The sequence below is a fragment of the Phyllobacterium sp. SB3 genome, assembly GCF_040009165.1.
GTDB lineage: Bacteria > Pseudomonadota > Alphaproteobacteria > Rhizobiales > Rhizobiaceae > Phyllobacterium.
The window spans coordinates 70,526-86,498 of sequence record NZ_JBDYKI010000006.1 but is presented as its reverse complement, the minus strand read 5'-3'; the positions used below and the strand labels follow the sequence as shown (position 1 = coordinate 86,498).

The following is a 15,973-nucleotide window of genomic DNA, read 5'->3' as shown; positions in this document are numbered from 1 at the left end:
CGTTACAATTTTGCAAGATAGGGTTCGAGGGCCGCGAGGCTCTTCAACGTATGGGCGGGGGCACAGAGGTCGACATGCGGCAGGGCCGCCTTGATCCCCGCCGCTTCCGGCGAGTAGTCGTCCCAGCCCATCATCGGGTTGAGCCAGACAATGCGACGGCAGCGGCGCCGGAGCGCTTCCATTTCGCGGCCGAGAAGGGTCGCGTCACCCGTCTCGTAGCCGTCGGAGACAATCATCACACAGGTGCGCGAATGGACTGTTCGTGCCGCGTGCCAGCGGTTGAAGGTAGCAAGGCTCTCGCCAATTTTCGTGCCGCCGCCAGCGCCCTGCGCCATCATCGACAACCGGTCGAGCGCACGCTGCGCATCGCGTTCCTTCATCGCGTTGGAGACATGAACGAGACGTGTATGGAACAGGAATGCTTCAGACTCGCGAAACTCATCCAGCACGCCGTGGACAAAACGAAGGAAGATGCCCGTATACATATTCATGGAACCGGATGCGTCCAGCAGGACGACGAGGCGAAGTGGCTTTTGCTTGCGCTGTCGTTTCACCAGAGCGATCGGCACACCGCCATGACTGATGTTGCGGTGGATGGTGCGCCGTAAATCCAGCCGGTAGCCGCAGCGGCGAGAGAGATCGCGGCGTGTCAATCGCGTACGCATCGCCTTCGCCAGTTTGGCTGCGACGGCGTGCGCTTCCTCGACCTGAACGCGGTCGGCGATCTTACGGAAATCCATTTCTGCAAGATTTTCGGCGCAGGAGGCGCCCTCGGCGCAGCTCTCTCCGGATGGTTCGCTTTCATTTGCACCGTCGTGCGGAGACAGCTGGTCGAACACAGCAGGCCCGTTTGCATTGGCAGCCCTACCCTGCCGGTTATTGACAGTCGGCTCGCCTACCACTTTCGATGAGTTGGCCGATGACGAGCGCGAACGGACGTGTTTGCCCAACCAGAAGGCATCGAATAAACCGTCAAACTTATCCCAATCGTTCTTTCTGGTCGAGAACAAGTGCTTGAATGCAGAGCGCAAAAGTCCCGGCTTTTGCGCGTAACCGCACGCCATCAACTCCGCGGCATCCAGGCCTTCATGGAGCCCCACTGTGAAAGCGTTGTCACGCAAGGTTTTCAGGAATGCGGCAAGCTTGTGCGAAACGAGATGCGAAACTGTATCCATCTCATCAAGAAGCGAAGGCGTGCGACAGCCATTCATGCGACCTTCCCCAATAGTCGTTCGGCAACTTCCGGTTTGAAGTGCATCTTGTCTTCACGGGTTTTCAGAAGGCACATCATCGTTTCGAGCACGATCTCAGGCCGGTCATGTAGATCTGTGACGTCGAGGCCAACAAGTGCTGCGGCCCAGTCAAGCGTCTCGGCGACGCCCGGGATCTTGCGCAAGTCTTCCTTACGGATATTTTCGACCATTCGGGCAATCTGCAATGACAGCGAGGCTGTTGCACCAGGAATCCGAGCCAGAATGATGCGCGCCTCACGGTCAACGTCGGGATAATCGATGTAGTGATAAAGGCAGCGACGTCTCAGCGCGTCCGACAGTTCGCGAGTACCGTTCGACGTCAGGACCACATGCGGCACAGTGGAGGCTCTTATCGTACCGAGTTCGGGAATGGATACCTGCCACTCGGACAGTAATTCCAGCAAAAAGGCCTCGAATTCATCGTCCGCACGGTCGACTTCATCGATCAGCAGCACAGGCGGCGTCTTACGGCGGATCGCGGCCAGGAGCGGGCGTTCCAGGAGATACCTTTCGGAAAAGATTTTCTCCTCGATCCCGACCCTTTCCGGATCTCCCGGACTGGCCTTGTGCACCTGGATCGCGAGCAACTGCCGCTGATAATTCCATTCGTAAAGCGCAGTCGACTGGTCAAGTCCCTCATAGCATTGCAGACGGATGAGCTCGGTCGCGTGCACGAGGCCCAGCGCCTTCGCCACCTCCGTTTTCCCCACGCCTGCTTCGCCTTCGAGGAGCAGTGGGCGTTTTAGCAATTGCATGATCGACACGGCAGTCGCCAGCTCCTGGTCGGCGATGTAGCCGGCACCTGCGAGACGGGCAACAATCTCGTCGCGGGAAAGTGCCGTCATCTACCGCTCCTTCCCAACGACGCCGAGCGCCTTGGCCGCCTGCCAATTACGCCAGAAGTCGTGCGGCATCTGAATATGGGTCGAGCCCAGGAAGGAAAAGGCATCATTGACGGCGTTGGAAAAACAGGGCACGCCACCGACATTCGGGCTTTCGCCGACACCCTTGGCGCCGATCGGATGATGTGGCGAAGGGGTGACGGTGAAGTCCGTCTCCCAACGCGGTGTCTCCACCGCCGTCGGGATGAAGAAGTCCATGAATGAGCCAGTCATCACATTGCCGGTGTCGTCATAACGTATCTCTTGCCCCATCGCGATGGCGAAGGCCTCCGTCAGCCCTCCGTGCACCTGGCCTTCGATGATCATCGGGTTGATGCGGGTTCCGCAATCGTCGAGCGCATAGAAACGGCGGATCTTGTAAACGCCGGTATCGACGTCGATTTCCATGACACAGAGATAAGCGCCGAATGGATAGGTCATGTTGGGAGGATCGTAGTAGCTGACGGCCTCGAGCCCTGGTTCCATGCCGGGCGGCGGAGCATTATACGCCACCCAGCAAATGTCCTTCATTGAAAGTGTCTTTTCTGGGAGCCCTTTGACGCGGAAGCCATCAATGTCCCACTCGAGGTCATCCTCGTGTACTTCAAGCTTATAGGCGGCGATCATTTGCGCCTTGGCCTTGATCTTGCGGGCCGCCATGGCGATAGCAGCGCCTGCGACAGGCGTTGACCGCGATCCATAAGTGCCAAGACCGTAGGGTGCAGTGTCGGTGTTGCCTTCCTCGACCATGATGTCGTCGGCCGGGATGCCGATCTCGGTGGCTATGATCTGCGCCCAGGTCGTTTCGTGGCCCTGGCCCTGGCTCTTGGTCCCAACCCGGGCAATGCCGGCGCCGGTCGGGTGCAGCCTGATCTCGCAGCTGTCAAACATGGCGATGCCGAGGATATCACAGTTTTTCGACGGGCCAGCACCGACGATTTCAGTGAAGAAGGAGACGCCCAGCCCCATGATCTCGCGCGTCTCCCCGCGCTTGAAGGCTTCGCGCTTCGCCGCCTGCTCCTTGCGCAAACCAGCGTAGTCCACCTTCTCCATCATCTGCTTCATGGCGGTGTGATAATCGCCGGAATCGTATTCCCAGCCGAGCGCGGACTGGTAAGGGAACTGCTCAGGCCTGATGAAGTTCTTCAGGCGTAGTTCCGCCGGATCCATGCCAAGCTTCTGGGCGAGGATATCCATGGCGCGCTCAATGCAATAGGCTGCTTCCGTTACTCGGAACGAGCAGCGATAGGCGACGCCACCCGGCGCCTTATTGGTGTAGACCCCGTCAACCGCGAGATGCGCGACAGGGAAATCGTAAGAACCGGTGACGATGTTAAAGAAACCGGCAGGCCATTTCGAAGGATCGGCACAGGCGTCGAAGGCTCCGTGGTCGGCGAGTACATGGACACGCAGGCCAGTGACCCTGCCTTCCTTGGTCGCCGCGATTTCCGTGGTCATGTGATAGTCGCGTGCAAACGATGTCGATGTCAGATTCTCAATACGGTCTTCAACCCATTTCACAGGTTTTCCGGTCACGATCGAGGCTACCGCCGCGCAGATATAGCCGGGATAGACCCCGACCTTATTACCGAAGCCACCGCCAATATCCGGGGCAATGACATGGATCTTATGCTCGGGGATCTTGGCGATCAGCGCCACCACGGTGCGAACGACATGCGGCGCCTGGAAGGTTCCGTAGATCGTCAGTTCCCCCTTTACCCTGTCAAAGGAACAGAGGCACTGGCACGTTTCCAGCGGCGAGGGATGGGTGCGATGGTAGGAGATTGTTTCCTTGATCGTAACTTCCGCCTTGCTGAAAGCGGCCTCGGTGAGATCTTTGTCACCGACTGTCCATTCAAACACATGGTTATGATGCTTGCGCGGCCCGTGTGCGCCGGAAGTCTTGCCGGCAAGGTCTTCGCGCAGAACAGGTGCCCCGGGATCCATTGCCGTGAACGGGTCGATCTGTGGCTCCAGCTGTTCGTACTCGACTTCGACAGCGTTGATGCCGTCGTCGGCAGTATAGCGGTCGGTGGCGACGACGAATGCAACCTCCTGGTTCTGAAACAGCACCTTGCCGTCGGCCAGCACCATCTGCACGTCGCCCGCGAGCGTGGGCATCCAGGCGAGATTCACGCCCTTCAGGTCCTGTGCGGTCAGGACGGCGAGCACGCCCGGCACCTTTAGCGCCTTCTCTGTGTTGATCGACTTCACACGCGCATGGGCATAGGGAGAGCGCACGAAGTCGCCATGCAGCATACCCGGCAGCTTCACATCGTCGACATACTGCCCCTTGCCTTGCGTGAAGCGGATATCCTCGACACGCTTTCGCTTGCAACCCATACCTTCCAGTTTCGCTTCGCGTTGTTCGCGCGTGGGAGCCATGTCGTTCATTCCGCAGCCTCCTGAAAGTCGACGCCATTGATCTTGGCGGCGGCATATTGGATCGCCCTGACAATGTTCTGGTAGCCGGTGCAACGACAAAGATTGCCGGCAATACCGAAGCGGATTTCCTCCTCGGTCGGATTGGGGTTTTCCTGAAGCAACCGGTGGCCTCGCATGATCATGCCTGGTGTACAAAAGCCACATTGTAGCCCATGCATCTGCCGAAATCCTTCCTGAAGGGCAGAAAGGGTGCCGTCGGCGTTAGCCATGCCTTCGACAGTGGTAATTTCCGAATCGTCGGCCTGTACGGCGAAGATGGTGCAACTCTTCACTGACAATCCATTGAGGTCGATGGTGCAGGCACCGCAGTGCGTCGTCTCGCAGCCGATATGTGTTCCGGTGAGTGACAGGTTCTCGCGGATGAAATGGACAAGCAGCGTGCGCGGCTCGACGAAACCTTCAACTGGTTCGCCGTTCACTGTCATGCTCACCTGGGTTTTTTTAGCCTGGGTTGCCATTGGTTCTTCTCCTCATCCAACCCTCGCAGCGGCTCGCTTCAACGCGCGCATGACCATGATGCCGCCAACGCTTTTTCGATATTCGATCGGGCCACGCCCATCGGCGGCCGGCAACATAATTTCTTCAGCCAGTGCCGCTGCATTTCTGAGTGCTGCCTCATCGAGGCTGGTGCCAATCACCGCCTCTGCGGCCTTTTCGGCAAGCAAAGGCGTTTCCGAAAGATTGGTAAGACCGATCGCGCAGGTCACGACCTTGCAGCTCTCCATTGTCAGAATCACGGCCGCTGCCGCCGTCGCATAGTCCCCAATCTTGCGCTTCAATTTCTCGTAAGCGTAGCCGTGACCCGTCGCTGGTACGGGCACCGAGACGGCAGTCAGGATTTCACCAGGCTCCAGTGACGTGAAATAGGCACCCTGGTAGAAGTCGGTTGCTGCTTCGTTTCGAACGCCGTCAGGTCCTTCGAGCCGGTAGCTTGCGCCAAGCATCATCATCAGGGCTGGCATGTCATTGCCGGGATCGCCGTTTGCAACATTACCACCGATCGTACCTCGATAACGAATTTGCGGATCGGCAATCAGAAGCGCGGTTTCGCGCAGGACGGGCAGCCAGCTGGCAATGACTTCGGAGGCAAGTAGATCGTGCTGCGTGGTCATCGCGCCGATTACGATATTATCGTCTTCGCGGGTGATGCCTTTCAGTCCGTCAACGCCTTGAAGGTCGATCAAATGTTCGGGTGTTGCCAGCCGGAGCTTCATCATCGGAATGAGGCTGTGGCCGCCGGCAAGCGGCCGCGCTTCATCCCCAAGGTCGACCAGCAGTTTGATGGCGTCGGACACCGAAGATGGGCGATGATAGGTAAAAGGACCGGGTATCATGGTTCCTCCTTCATCCTTTTTCCTACGTGCAGGCATGGATGTTGGATGGAGGCTGTCCAGGCCAGGCGCATTGTGCAAGCGGACCGCTCAACAAGTCTCACAAAAGTCAGATTCGTGCACAAAAGGCGGGTTTCTGAACACGAACTGTGTCAGCAATCCTGACCTGGCAGCAGTCAGCTTTGTTGGGCGCGTCGGCGCGTGAGACCGAGACGGGCCCTGAGTTCCGCGGACTTGGCACGGCTCACAGGGACCAGGTGCGGCGCTGACCCATCCAGTTCAACAACGGCTCCCTCACCTTCTTTACGCACGAAGGCGACATGTGAAATCGCGATAATGTGGCTGCGATGGACGCGTAGGAAGAACGCCGGATCAAGGTGGGATTCTGCTTCGGAGATCGACCACGGTGACATCCGCTCGCGGGTTCCATCGTGCACCATGGTATAATGTGCGTCGGCGTTTATGCTTCTAACATCGGCCGTTTCGACGAAATGCACGCCATCAGCGCCTTCGACCGGAATGCGCAGGGCGGGCCCCGGACGCGGTTGACCCAGTCCAGCAAGTGGCAGCGGCCTTTGACCTTTGATCGAGATCGCTCCCGGTACGATGTCGACCTCCTCTGCCGCTAGAGTTGGACCGAACATCCGGGCCACGGCAGCTTCAGGAAGCGCGGGGCGAATGTGCGTCCTCGTTTCAGGAACCAGGAAAAGCAGGAAACCGGCGATTATGAGAAAACAAAGGAGAGACACGATCAGTGCGAGCGCCTGCGGGGAAGCCGAGAGCCCATCCGCCGAATGGTGAGGCAAACCCGTAACAGACCGGAAGCGCATGCCGTACATGGCTGTATAGTGCATGCCCGACACCGCGACCCCGAAGGCAACCGCGCTGAGCGCCAGACGCGAACCGACGTGTTGTGCAAGAAAGATTTTCAAGCCCCCATAAGCGGTACCAACTGCGACAAGAGATGCAAGCCATATGATGGCCGGCTTGTGCTCTATGTGAAAGTCACCTGCCAGTCCGTGCATGCCGACATAATGCATCGACACGATCCCAACGCCCAAAAGCAGCGCCGAAGCTGTCACACGCACTTCTGACGGCTCACCTATGCTGACAAAGAACAGGGATATGCCGACAACCAACGCGCAGATAAGGAACGAAATGATCGTTGGAAGAACGAGATAGGTAGCGCCATCAGGAATTGGCGCCGCCAGCATGCCAATGAAATGCATCGTCCAGATGCCGATCGCGAGGAAGCCAGCTGCCCAGGCAAGCAGTTTGCGTCGATTGATACTCTGCGTGCCGCGGAGCCTGGTGGCGATGCCAAAGCCTGTATAGCCGCCGAGAATAGCTACGGCCACCGACAGCACAACGAGATATGGATTATGTCCTGCGAACATCTGAAGTATGGGCACGCCTATTTCCTCCCGGACGCGCCTTCTCCCTGCGGCGCATTTTACATGCACTTGACGGGTCTTGACAACGCATGGTCTGGAAAGACTGAGATTGTTGCAGTCTTCTGGACAAACGTTACTCAAAAGCGGTGCCCTTTCGTGCATCCTGTGAGCGTCGGAATCACAAGGCTTGGAATACTTTGATGTGAAGATGCTGTGAACGGCGATGCTTTCCTGTTGCAATCGGGCGGTCCACCCAGACATGAAAGCATCCATGAGGATTGTGTGGTGTGCATTTTTATAATTCAATACCTTGACCGGGCCGAGCACCTGCTCGCGGAACCAGGCACTGTTACCGGTCGCCTCTACGGCGATTTCATCGTCCGGTGACAGGCTCGCGCGGAAATGGTCAAGGTCAACTTCCGCCAACTGATAAGTTGCCAAGGTTTCCGCACCATCCGGATCGAGACGGCAGGCGGCAAAACTGTTGCTATGAAGATCGACACCGGGGCCCAAGATGGTCGTTCGGAAACAGGCGACGGGTAATCTCCTCGACAGGGTCAACAGCCCTGAAATGCAGATGCAACCTGAAACCTGTCCGCCTTACCCAATACTATAACAGTATCAGGCCCCTTGGCCGCTCACCCACCATTCATGCCATCTCCTCGATCATACTGCCGAGAAAATTCTACTTTGAATCCGATTAATTCGCGCGGGATTACCGTGAGCAGGACTCCCTCAGGCGAGGTCAAACCCGTTCGATATGCTTTTGCCTCATCGATTGAAGGTATTCCATCTTGCCGACACCATGGGAGGCGAATGAATGGAACAATGTCCTCGATGTGGCGAGCCTATGCGACCTTGCCCACCATGTTGGTCATAAGAGCGTACGATTTCGAGCAGTTCTTGTTCTTGCCTGGCTACGAGCGAGAAGTCCGACTACGTGGAAGACGGCAACGTTCTGAGTTCAACAGCGGGCAACTCTGATGGCCCGTTCGCTTCGCCGAAACGAAAGTGCCGAGCCACCGCCAACAACGAGGAACTAATGGTCGTTTTGATTTGAGCGGGCTCCGTTGGTTACTCTCAGGCTCAATACGATGAAGAGAGACATGTTGAAGCTTGCTTGATCATTAATCGGAAATCGATCAAATCCTTAAATGGAGAGAGGCGTCGAGTCGGTTTGAGGCTTGCGAAGCGCGCGGGAGCATCTACTCACGCTGGCTTTCCAAGGATACAGGTCGTTGCGCTCAATAGTGCCGTACATATCCTAAAGTTGGAGTTCGTTTGAAGCATTTGTTTTTAATAAGCTTTTTTCAAAAACATCCATTGTCTACATGATAAATTTATTAGATTGTCTTTACATTGTCCATACATGAGACTATCTACAGAGCCTGTAGAAGGAATGATCCCTTTCAAATTGAGATAGATTTGATTGGTGGAGGTGTAAAATGTCAGCTTTGAAAAAGACCGAGAAAATTAATCTGCGCATGGATGCAGATGCTCATGATACGATCAGTAGAGCGGCCGAAATCTGTGGCAAATCGCTCACTGCGTTTATGACTGAGGCTGCCGTCTATTCTGCGCAAAAGGAACTGCTCGATCAACGTTTTATTGGCGTCGATGCGAGGGTTTTTGACAATGTTAACGAACTTCTTTCCAAAGACGGTAAACCCAACAAAGAGTTGGTCAAGCTCTTCAAGAGTAATATCGGTTGGATTGACTAAACGTGCCATATCGCAAGCCTGCGCCCTTAGCTGAAGACCACATGTTAGATGGCTTTTCAAGCGGGAAACCGATGCTGGATGATTGGTTGCGTGACATGGCTCTTTACAACCAACAGCAAGGTTATTCACGAACGTTTGTGATCGCCGACGAAAATAATGAGGTCGTCGGCTATCACTCTCTTTGTGCGGGAATGATAAGCCGAAACGACACTCCCCGGCAAGTAAAGGGGAAACAAGCACCAGCCCAGATTCCCGTAGCTCTTCTGGCGCGACTTGCGGTCGATGAAAAGCATCAAGGCCAAGGTTTGGGGGCGGCGCTTCTCAAAAATGCGCTTTTGAGCGTTGTTTCAGCTGCCCAAGCAGTAGCATTCAGAGCTGTGATGGTACATGCCCTTGATAAGGAATCAGAGACTTTCTACCGGAAATTTGGTTTTTTGGACGCCAAGGGAATCGAAGGAACGCTCCTTCTGCCGACACAAGGAATAATGGCATCGATGCGGGAAGCGATGCCGTCCGAAGACAAAATAGCGTAATGAACATACGAGGCGAGTAACGCGACGTTGGTGCACGAATGCCTTTTCGGGTTTAATAATCTTATAGAATTGGTTTGTAAGCTGCGGGCTTGTTCTGATTTTGGATCACGGCCATGCCTTTCAAATACAATGCAGCTCGTCGTCACCGGATACCCAGGCAGAAGTTCAAAGTCACAAATTGGGCAGAGTATGAAGCAGGCTTGCGTCGGCGTGGCAGCATCACCTTCTGGATCAGCGATGTAGCGATTTCTGGCTGGTCTGCACCACGACGCAAGACGCGTGGGGCCAACGGCGTTATTCCGATCCGGCCATCGAAACGACCCTGATATGCGGTATCGTTCTCAATCAGCCTTTGCGCCAGACCGAAGGTTTGATGACGTCGTTGTTGAAGTTACTCAACATTGATCTGCCTGTGCCTGATCATACGACACTAAGCCGACGCTGTACTAAACTCGTGGTTTGCGAGGCAACGCGTCATGACAAGGTGAACGCAGACAATGAGCCCCTTCATGTTATCGTTGATAGCACTGGAATGAAGATTTACGGCGTTGGCCAATGGCAAGGATCAACCGGTGAAACCGCCGGTTTGCCTCCTACCAGGAGCGCACGTCGCGCGATTTGTCCCCGGCAACAGTTGCCTCTTCAGCCGCGTCAAGAATTGAGGACGTCAGATGTAGGGCAGCGTGGCGAAGCGCAAGTCCCTCCTTCAGATCAAAGGAAGCGACGCGCACACCGCGGCGGAATTCGCTGACCGCCAGTCCCTATGCTTCCAGTTTGCGGAACGCTTTACGGACCGGCACGTGGCTTGCGCCAAATTCCTCCGCGATGTGATCCTGCCGCAGTTTCGTAGCACCAGCCAATGCGTTGAACACTTCCCCCGTCTTGAGCATGCTATGCATGATAACGGCGAGTTTTCGGGCGACTGCCACTGCGGCGTGCTTGAAGCCCAGCCGCTAACGCAGTTTAAGTCCCCAGCTCCTGAGACTGTTTTCGTTTCTGGCACTGGTTCTTGTAAGGAGTACCGTCGCTGCTTCATAAAGCAAGCCCCGCAGATGGTTGTCGCCTCTGCGTGAGATGTGGCCGTCATAATCGACTTCGCCGGACTGGTACCGCCGCGTTGTCAGCCCTGGCCAAGCGCCAACCGAGCGCGACGTTTTGAAGTTTTCCGGATCTTCGATCGCTGCGACATACGAGATGGCGGTGACGGCGCCGATCCCCGGGATCGTCATCAAAAGCTTCGTCTCCTGGCTCTCCCGCGCCGCTGCGAGCAACTGCCGATCAAGATCGTCGGCGCGCCTGCGTGTGTCGCGCCATGCCTCGAGCAGAGGCAATATGATCTTTCCCAGACCGCAGCAATTGCCTGATGTTCCCATCAAATATCCGACCTTTCCCTTTCGGGACAATAAGACCGAATGTCTTCATCAGGCCCCGGATTTGATTGCTGAGCTGGGTCGAGATAGTCAAAAGCTGATTGCGAGCCGCCACCAGTGTGCGCGTCAGTATGCTATCGAAAGCCTTCACCCGGACGGCCTTGCAGAACCCAGCTTCGGCTGAATGGGCCAAGCCATCCGCGTCATTGGCGTCGGTCTTGTCGAGCGTCTCGTCCAGGAACCTTTTGCGGGTGCCGCGCTTCGATGCAGATTGCTGGAACCCCTTCGGCTGTTAGCGCAGAACCATGTCGACAACGGCCCTGTCTCGAATACAACGCGCTTGGCGTGCGGGGCGTGTTTGCGGATCATCTGCGCCAAAATTTCTGGCTCAGAGGGGCACTTGCCGCGCCAGATCCGCCTCCCGTCCTTTCGGATCGAGATGGCGGTCTCTTTCAATGAAACATCAAGCCCTATATATTCGACATGGTTGCCTAAAATGAAAGAATACAAGGGGTAAAACACCAGCATTTGCGGGCTTTTCCTTGGGTTCAGTTGTTATTTGACCGGCATTTTGGCCGATCGGTTAAACGTCTCACTTCCGCAGGACAAAGATGTCCTTCGGTTCTCGAACCATTCTCCAGTTCGTGATCCTGATGCCTCTCGGCTTCGGTCACAGAGTGGCGTTCGGCTCCCGGCTTCCCCATTCTCCCTTGGAGCGCAGCCCGGTCCTGCCGGGCTCGCCAGACAACCATCAGGACAACCGGGATATCGTCGACGCGCCTTCCGTGGTGCTGGTGTCGCGCGGCTCATAAGCGCGCTGGTCACGCAGGATCTGGAAGGCAATCGTCAAAAGCTTGCGCGTGATGGCAACCCGCGCCTTGTTTGTTCCTCTGATCTTCAGTTGGTCGTATTGAGCTCGAAGCTGCGGATCGGTAGCGATGGCCGGCGCGACAGCTTCCACGAAAGCCCAGCGCAGCCACTTGTTGCCTTGCTTGATGATCTTGCCATGCCAGGACTTGCCGCCGGAGGAATAAGTCGAGGGCACAAGCCCGGCATAGGCGGCAAGCTTTTTTGCATTGCGGAAGCGGCTGACGTCGTTAATCTCCGCATCGATCAATCGGGCGACGAACTTGCCGATGCCGGGGATCGTCTTCAACCGCTTCACATTGGTGTTGGCTTTTGTCATCGCCCGGATCGTTGATTCCGACTGCTTGATCCATTCATTGATGTCGCCGATGAACTCGAGGCCGCGATCGATCTGGATACGGTCAATGTCCGAGACGTTCACTTCGGCAAGCTGGATGCGGCCGGCCTTGCCGAACAGATCGCCGAGATTCTTCAACTGTGCTGTCTGCTCCGGATAACGATCAAACACCGTGACGATCCGGTTCTTCGTCATCGTGCGCAACCGCACGTAAAACATCCGCTCACGCAGCGCGACGCGAAGGTCTCGCGACCTCTCGGTTGGTGCCCGGGCTTCCGGCACCAGATCAGCCCGCAGCAGATGCGCCAGCACCGTGGCATCGATCTTGTCGGTCTTGATCCTGGCGTCGGCGATCGCCTTGACCTTCAACGGATGGGCGAGAACGACATCATCACAAATGTCGTCGAGCCAGTCGTACATCACCATCCAGTTGCGCGTTGCCTCGACAACAGAATGCGAGTTCTCGCGATACCGTTCCAGGAACCCGCCCAGCGACTGGCGGTCGTTCTTCACCCGGCCGGATCGGAGCGTCTTGCCGCTGCTGTCCTGAATCACCAGGTGGCTGTAAGATTTGTGGTAGTCGACGCCGATATGGTAATCATAACAGGCAGTCATGCTTCCAACTCCCTTGTTGAGATCTGCAAAACCCCAACAGGATAAGCCGAAGCTGGAGGTGTGGCTGTCCCTCGATCATGATTTGCATCTCAGTAATCCGTTCTCTCAACGGGCGCCGCCTCTTTCATGCCATCTCCGTTTGATGTTTGGGCCCGGTGCTAATCGTGAGCCCGTATTTCCATCTTATCGGGGGCAACCACCATTACCAGCCATCATTGCATAACTGACCTGGGACGATCGCGCCGCGATTACCCATGTTTGAAAATGCCGATAATGGCCGATTTTCTATCAATTCAGATTGTAGCCTGAATGTCTACAATGCCTCAAACCACGACGGCACAAGCGTTGGCGTCAGACTCAACTACGCTACACCGGCATGTCTAGAGGCAGACTGTTTATGACGCTTTCCGCCTACGCACTCACGAATGCAAGCAGCGGTTCGTAATTGCCCGCGTCAGCAGCTCTTAGTGCTGCGATATAGGCATTGCGGCGATCGTTGGTGTGTTGAAGATCGTGACCAGCCGTCCAGTCGATTGGTGCATGTTCAAAACGGTCCGCTATGTAAGTGTCGGCGGCAATCCGGGCATGCCGACCATTTCCGTTTGCAAAAGGGTGGATCTGGACTAGCCGATGGTGAAAGCGAGCACTTGCTTCCAGGGGCGCAAATGTGTGATTGTCAGCCCAATAACGAGCATCATCAAGCAGCATCTTAAGCTGTACTGCGATCTGAACTGGATCAATCCCGATATTTTTTTCGGTTTGGCGAAACTGGCCCGCCCATTTCCATACGTCACCGAACATCTGACGGTGAAGCGTTCGCATGAACTGCTCCGTCAGCATGTCCGTCTTGCGGCGTCGGTTGAGCCAGGCAAGACCGCTTTCGATATTGACCTGTTCCAGTTCGTCCAATTCACCCCGCGTTGTGATGTGCTTGAATCTTAGTCCGTCCAACTCATCTGGATGAAGTGGCGTTGCGCGGTCGGGTTCGTCTGCGACGACAATCATTTACTAGTCCAGAAATCGGCCGACATGGTGCGGACAAGGTCATCGGTGATCCTCTCCACCTCGGCCCTGTTTTTCTCCTCCGGCAAGGACTGGAGTTCCAGCGCCATATGGCCGCTTGCCTTCCCGACGAGAGCTTGAGCTTTTTTGCGGGCCTGCGCCACGATTATGTCCTCGATGCGCCCGTCAATTGGCACAATCGCATAGACAAAGCGGCATCCCATTGCCTGTGCGGTCGCGTGCATCGTCTTTAGCGTCACGCCCCCGGAAAGTTCCGCCTGTTCGGCTTGCGAAATGCGAGAGCGCGTGACACCAAGCCGGCGCGCGAGTTGCGCAGCAGACATGCCGAGTGCTTTGCGAGCAGTTGCAATCCACCCCTCACCTGGCAGGTTTGCCTGCTTCCCGATCGATACGGCGGCGCGATCGACGATCGCTCGATATTGCCTGGCTGCAGTTGCTTTTACGTTCATTATGTAAACCAATATATTGACAATATTGTCTTATAGTCAATATTTTTCTATACAAAATATCGCTTAATGTCAATATATTGGTTTACTGCTCCGGTTTTTTGTCAATAGGTACATTGACGCTGCTCCGGCATGGGCGATATCTGCAAGTGAGACTCACATAGTGCAGAACTGGAACTCCAGTTGCTATGCTTTCGAGCCGGAAGGCTTGTTGTCATTCCGAGCGTCGATCAAAAACACATCCTTGCAGTCAGTCAATTTCAGAGTTCGCAGAATTGCGCCGACGCAAAGCTACACAATATACCTCCGAAGACTGGTTGCTTATGCACGAAGCACACATGCTGGTATCGCACTCGCTTAGACGCCATCACAAGAATCACGAACACAGCGACCGGCTTGCACGAACAGTCATGACTTTCTTCGACCAGGGTATCCGCGATGTTGGAATCCTGGCCGCGATTGCTGTCACGCGGGAACGCAGCATAGACAGGCATAAATCCTCGGGCCAGACAACCGGAGCTCAGTTTGGGCCGGACAAAACACGCAATAAGTTCGAAGGGGCATCCGTGACAAGCGCTGAAAGCGACCCTTCCCGAAACTGATTGCCAGCTTGTGAGATAATAAACTCAGCGTTTTTACGACCCCAATCGACTTAAAAAGGCGTATGCAATACGAACATCCGATCTTCTCAGCTTCAGTTCTTTCCGCGCGTTCAAAGAAATAGTTTAAAAAAGCTGAATGTCGCGCGAATGAAGCAATGGCCCGCTGTTTCTGCTGTTCGTCAAATGCATTCGTGTTGTAACGTGCTGAATGGTTTGTAGTTACGCGTTGAAAATAAGGTCACAGCATTTCCAGCGGTAAAATACGATCGGGAGGCTCGAACGCGTTGTTCAGCGCATCCAGCTGGCTTGATGTCAATTTAATATCTGCGGCGTTCCGGTTGTGGCGAATGTGGTCCGGGTTACTGGATTTTGGAATGGCGATGACGCCCTTTTGGTTTAACACCCATGCAAGCGCCACGGACGCTGCAGTTGTTTCCAGCTCCCGCGCTATGCTCGCTAACGCCGGGGAGTTCAACAATCTCCCCTGCTCGATTGGCGAGTAAGCCATTATGGGAATATTTCGCGCTGAGCACCATGGCATCAATGCCAGCTCGGGGCCCCGCCGTTTCAGGTTGTAGAGAACTTGGTTGACGCCAACAGCGGAACCTCCTGCGACGGTCGCCAGTTCTTCCATGTCATCAACATCGAAGTTACTTACGCCCCAGCTGCGGATTTTGCCCGCTTTGATCAACGCTTCAAAGGCAGCGACTGTTTCATCCAGGGGATAGCCGCCGCGCCAATGCAAAAGATAGAGATCAATGACATCGGTCTGCAACCGGCGAAGGCTTTCCTCGCAGGCTTTTATGGTGCCATCGGTCGAGGCATTGGATGGTAAAACCTTGCTGACTAAAAAGACATTGTTGCGCTGTCCTTGTATTGCTTGCGCCACGACTTCTTCAGCGCCGCCGCTCGCATACATTTCTGCCGTGTCGATAAGGCTCATTCCGAGATCAATTCCAACTCTCAAAGCGTCTGCTTCCGCGCGTCGGTCCCGGGCATCTTCGCCCATATACCATGTACCCTGTCCGAGGTTGGGTACATTGAACCCGGAGGACAGCTTGATTGTGGGTATATTTTTCATAATGCATCACTCTTGCCAGAAAGACACGATCCTACAGCAATCTTTGATCCATATCACCTCGCCGTTGAACCAAA

At 55.4% G+C, this 15,973-nt stretch carries 13 protein-coding genes and 3 pseudogenes; 4 read left to right on the top strand and 12 right to left on the bottom strand.

The annotated features are described in order from the left end of the window. Positions 1-2: 2 nt before the first annotated feature. From ABKW30_RS21180 to ABKW30_RS21155, 6 genes are all read right to left on the bottom strand, one after another. The gene (locus tag ABKW30_RS21180) at positions 3-1,211 is read right to left on the bottom strand and encodes a VWA domain-containing protein (RefSeq protein ID WP_348600911.1); all 1,209 of its coding nucleotides are present in this window, start codon (positions 1,209-1,211) and stop codon (positions 3-5) included. Next, complete coding sequence (locus ABKW30_RS21175) at positions 1,208-2,098, bottom strand: MoxR family ATPase (protein ID WP_348600910.1); 891 nt, start codon at positions 2,096-2,098, stop codon at positions 1,208-1,210. The genes ABKW30_RS21180 and ABKW30_RS21175 overlap by 4 nt, the downstream gene beginning before the upstream one ends. Then, positions 2,099-4,528, bottom strand: a complete 2,430-nt coding sequence (locus ABKW30_RS21170) for an aerobic carbon-monoxide dehydrogenase large subunit (RefSeq protein ID WP_348600909.1) — start codon at positions 4,526-4,528, stop codon at positions 2,099-2,101. Continuing rightward, positions 4,525-5,037 (bottom strand): (2Fe-2S)-binding protein, encoded by a 513-nt coding sequence (locus tag ABKW30_RS21165; RefSeq protein ID WP_348600908.1) that lies wholly within the window; start codon positions 5,035-5,037, stop codon positions 4,525-4,527. The genes ABKW30_RS21170 and ABKW30_RS21165 overlap by 4 nt, the downstream gene beginning before the upstream one ends. A 12-nt stretch (positions 5,038-5,049) precedes the next feature. Further along, complete coding sequence (locus ABKW30_RS21160) at positions 5,050-5,913, bottom strand: xanthine dehydrogenase family protein subunit M (RefSeq protein WP_348600907.1); 864 nt, start codon at positions 5,911-5,913, stop codon at positions 5,050-5,052. Between the two features lie 173 nt (positions 5,914-6,086). Next, entirely contained in the window at positions 6,087-7,307 is a 1,221-nt protein-coding gene (locus ABKW30_RS21155; RefSeq protein ID WP_348601104.1) for an MHYT domain-containing protein, read from the bottom strand. 1,442 nt (positions 7,308-8,749) lie between these two features. On the opposite strand from ABKW30_RS21155, the gene ABKW30_RS21150 reads away from it, so the two are divergent. The 3 genes and pseudogenes from ABKW30_RS21150 to ABKW30_RS21140 all read left to right on the top strand — a co-directional run. After that, positions 8,750-9,025 (top strand): DUF1778 domain-containing protein, encoded by a 276-nt coding sequence (locus ABKW30_RS21150; RefSeq protein WP_348600906.1) that lies wholly within the window; start codon positions 8,750-8,752, stop codon positions 9,023-9,025. A gap of 2 nt (positions 9,026-9,027) precedes the next feature. Further along, on the top strand, positions 9,028-9,558 hold the full coding sequence (locus tag ABKW30_RS21145; RefSeq protein WP_348600905.1) for a GNAT family N-acetyltransferase: 531 nt from the start codon (positions 9,028-9,030) through the stop codon (positions 9,556-9,558). Positions 9,559-9,671: 113 nt separating this feature from the next. Then, positions 9,672-10,117, top strand: a pseudogene (locus ABKW30_RS21140) (transposase); the annotation flags it as partial. A gap of 37 nt (positions 10,118-10,154) precedes the next feature. On the opposite strand, the pseudogene ABKW30_RS21135 reads toward ABKW30_RS21140, so the two are convergent. From ABKW30_RS21135 to ABKW30_RS21115, 5 genes and pseudogenes are all read right to left on the bottom strand, one after another. Continuing rightward, positions 10,155-10,406: pseudogene (locus ABKW30_RS21135) on the bottom strand (GntR family transcriptional regulator); the annotation flags it as partial. A 27-nt stretch (positions 10,407-10,433) separates the two neighbouring features. Next, a pseudogene (locus ABKW30_RS21130) lies at positions 10,434-11,456 on the bottom strand (IS110 family transposase); the annotation flags it as partial. A 223-nt stretch (positions 11,457-11,679) separates the two neighbouring features. Continuing rightward, a complete protein-coding gene (locus tag ABKW30_RS21125) occupies positions 11,680-12,747 on the bottom strand; it encodes an IS110 family transposase (RefSeq protein ID WP_348600904.1) in 1,068 nt (355 codons plus the stop codon). 411 nt (positions 12,748-13,158) lie between these two features. Next, entirely contained in the window at positions 13,159-13,752 is a 594-nt protein-coding gene (locus ABKW30_RS21120; RefSeq protein ID WP_348600903.1) for a mobile mystery protein B, read from the bottom strand. Continuing rightward, on the bottom strand, positions 13,749-14,219 hold the full coding sequence (locus ABKW30_RS21115; protein WP_348600901.1) for a mobile mystery protein A: 471 nt from the start codon (positions 14,217-14,219) through the stop codon (positions 13,749-13,751). The genes ABKW30_RS21120 and ABKW30_RS21115 overlap by 4 nt, the downstream gene beginning before the upstream one ends. Positions 14,220-14,626: 407 nt before the next feature. Between ABKW30_RS21115 and ABKW30_RS21110 the strand changes: the two genes are divergently transcribed. After that, on the top strand, positions 14,627-14,818 hold the full coding sequence (locus ABKW30_RS21110) for a hypothetical protein (RefSeq protein ID WP_348600900.1): 192 nt from the start codon (positions 14,627-14,629) through the stop codon (positions 14,816-14,818). 238 nt (positions 14,819-15,056) lie between these two features. Here ABKW30_RS21110 and ABKW30_RS21105 read toward each other — a convergent pair whose 3' ends face one another. Then, the gene (locus tag ABKW30_RS21105; RefSeq protein ID WP_348600899.1) at positions 15,057-15,899 is read right to left on the bottom strand and encodes an aldo/keto reductase; all 843 of its coding nucleotides are present in this window, start codon (positions 15,897-15,899) and stop codon (positions 15,057-15,059) included. Between the last annotated feature and the right edge of the window lie 74 nt (positions 15,900-15,973).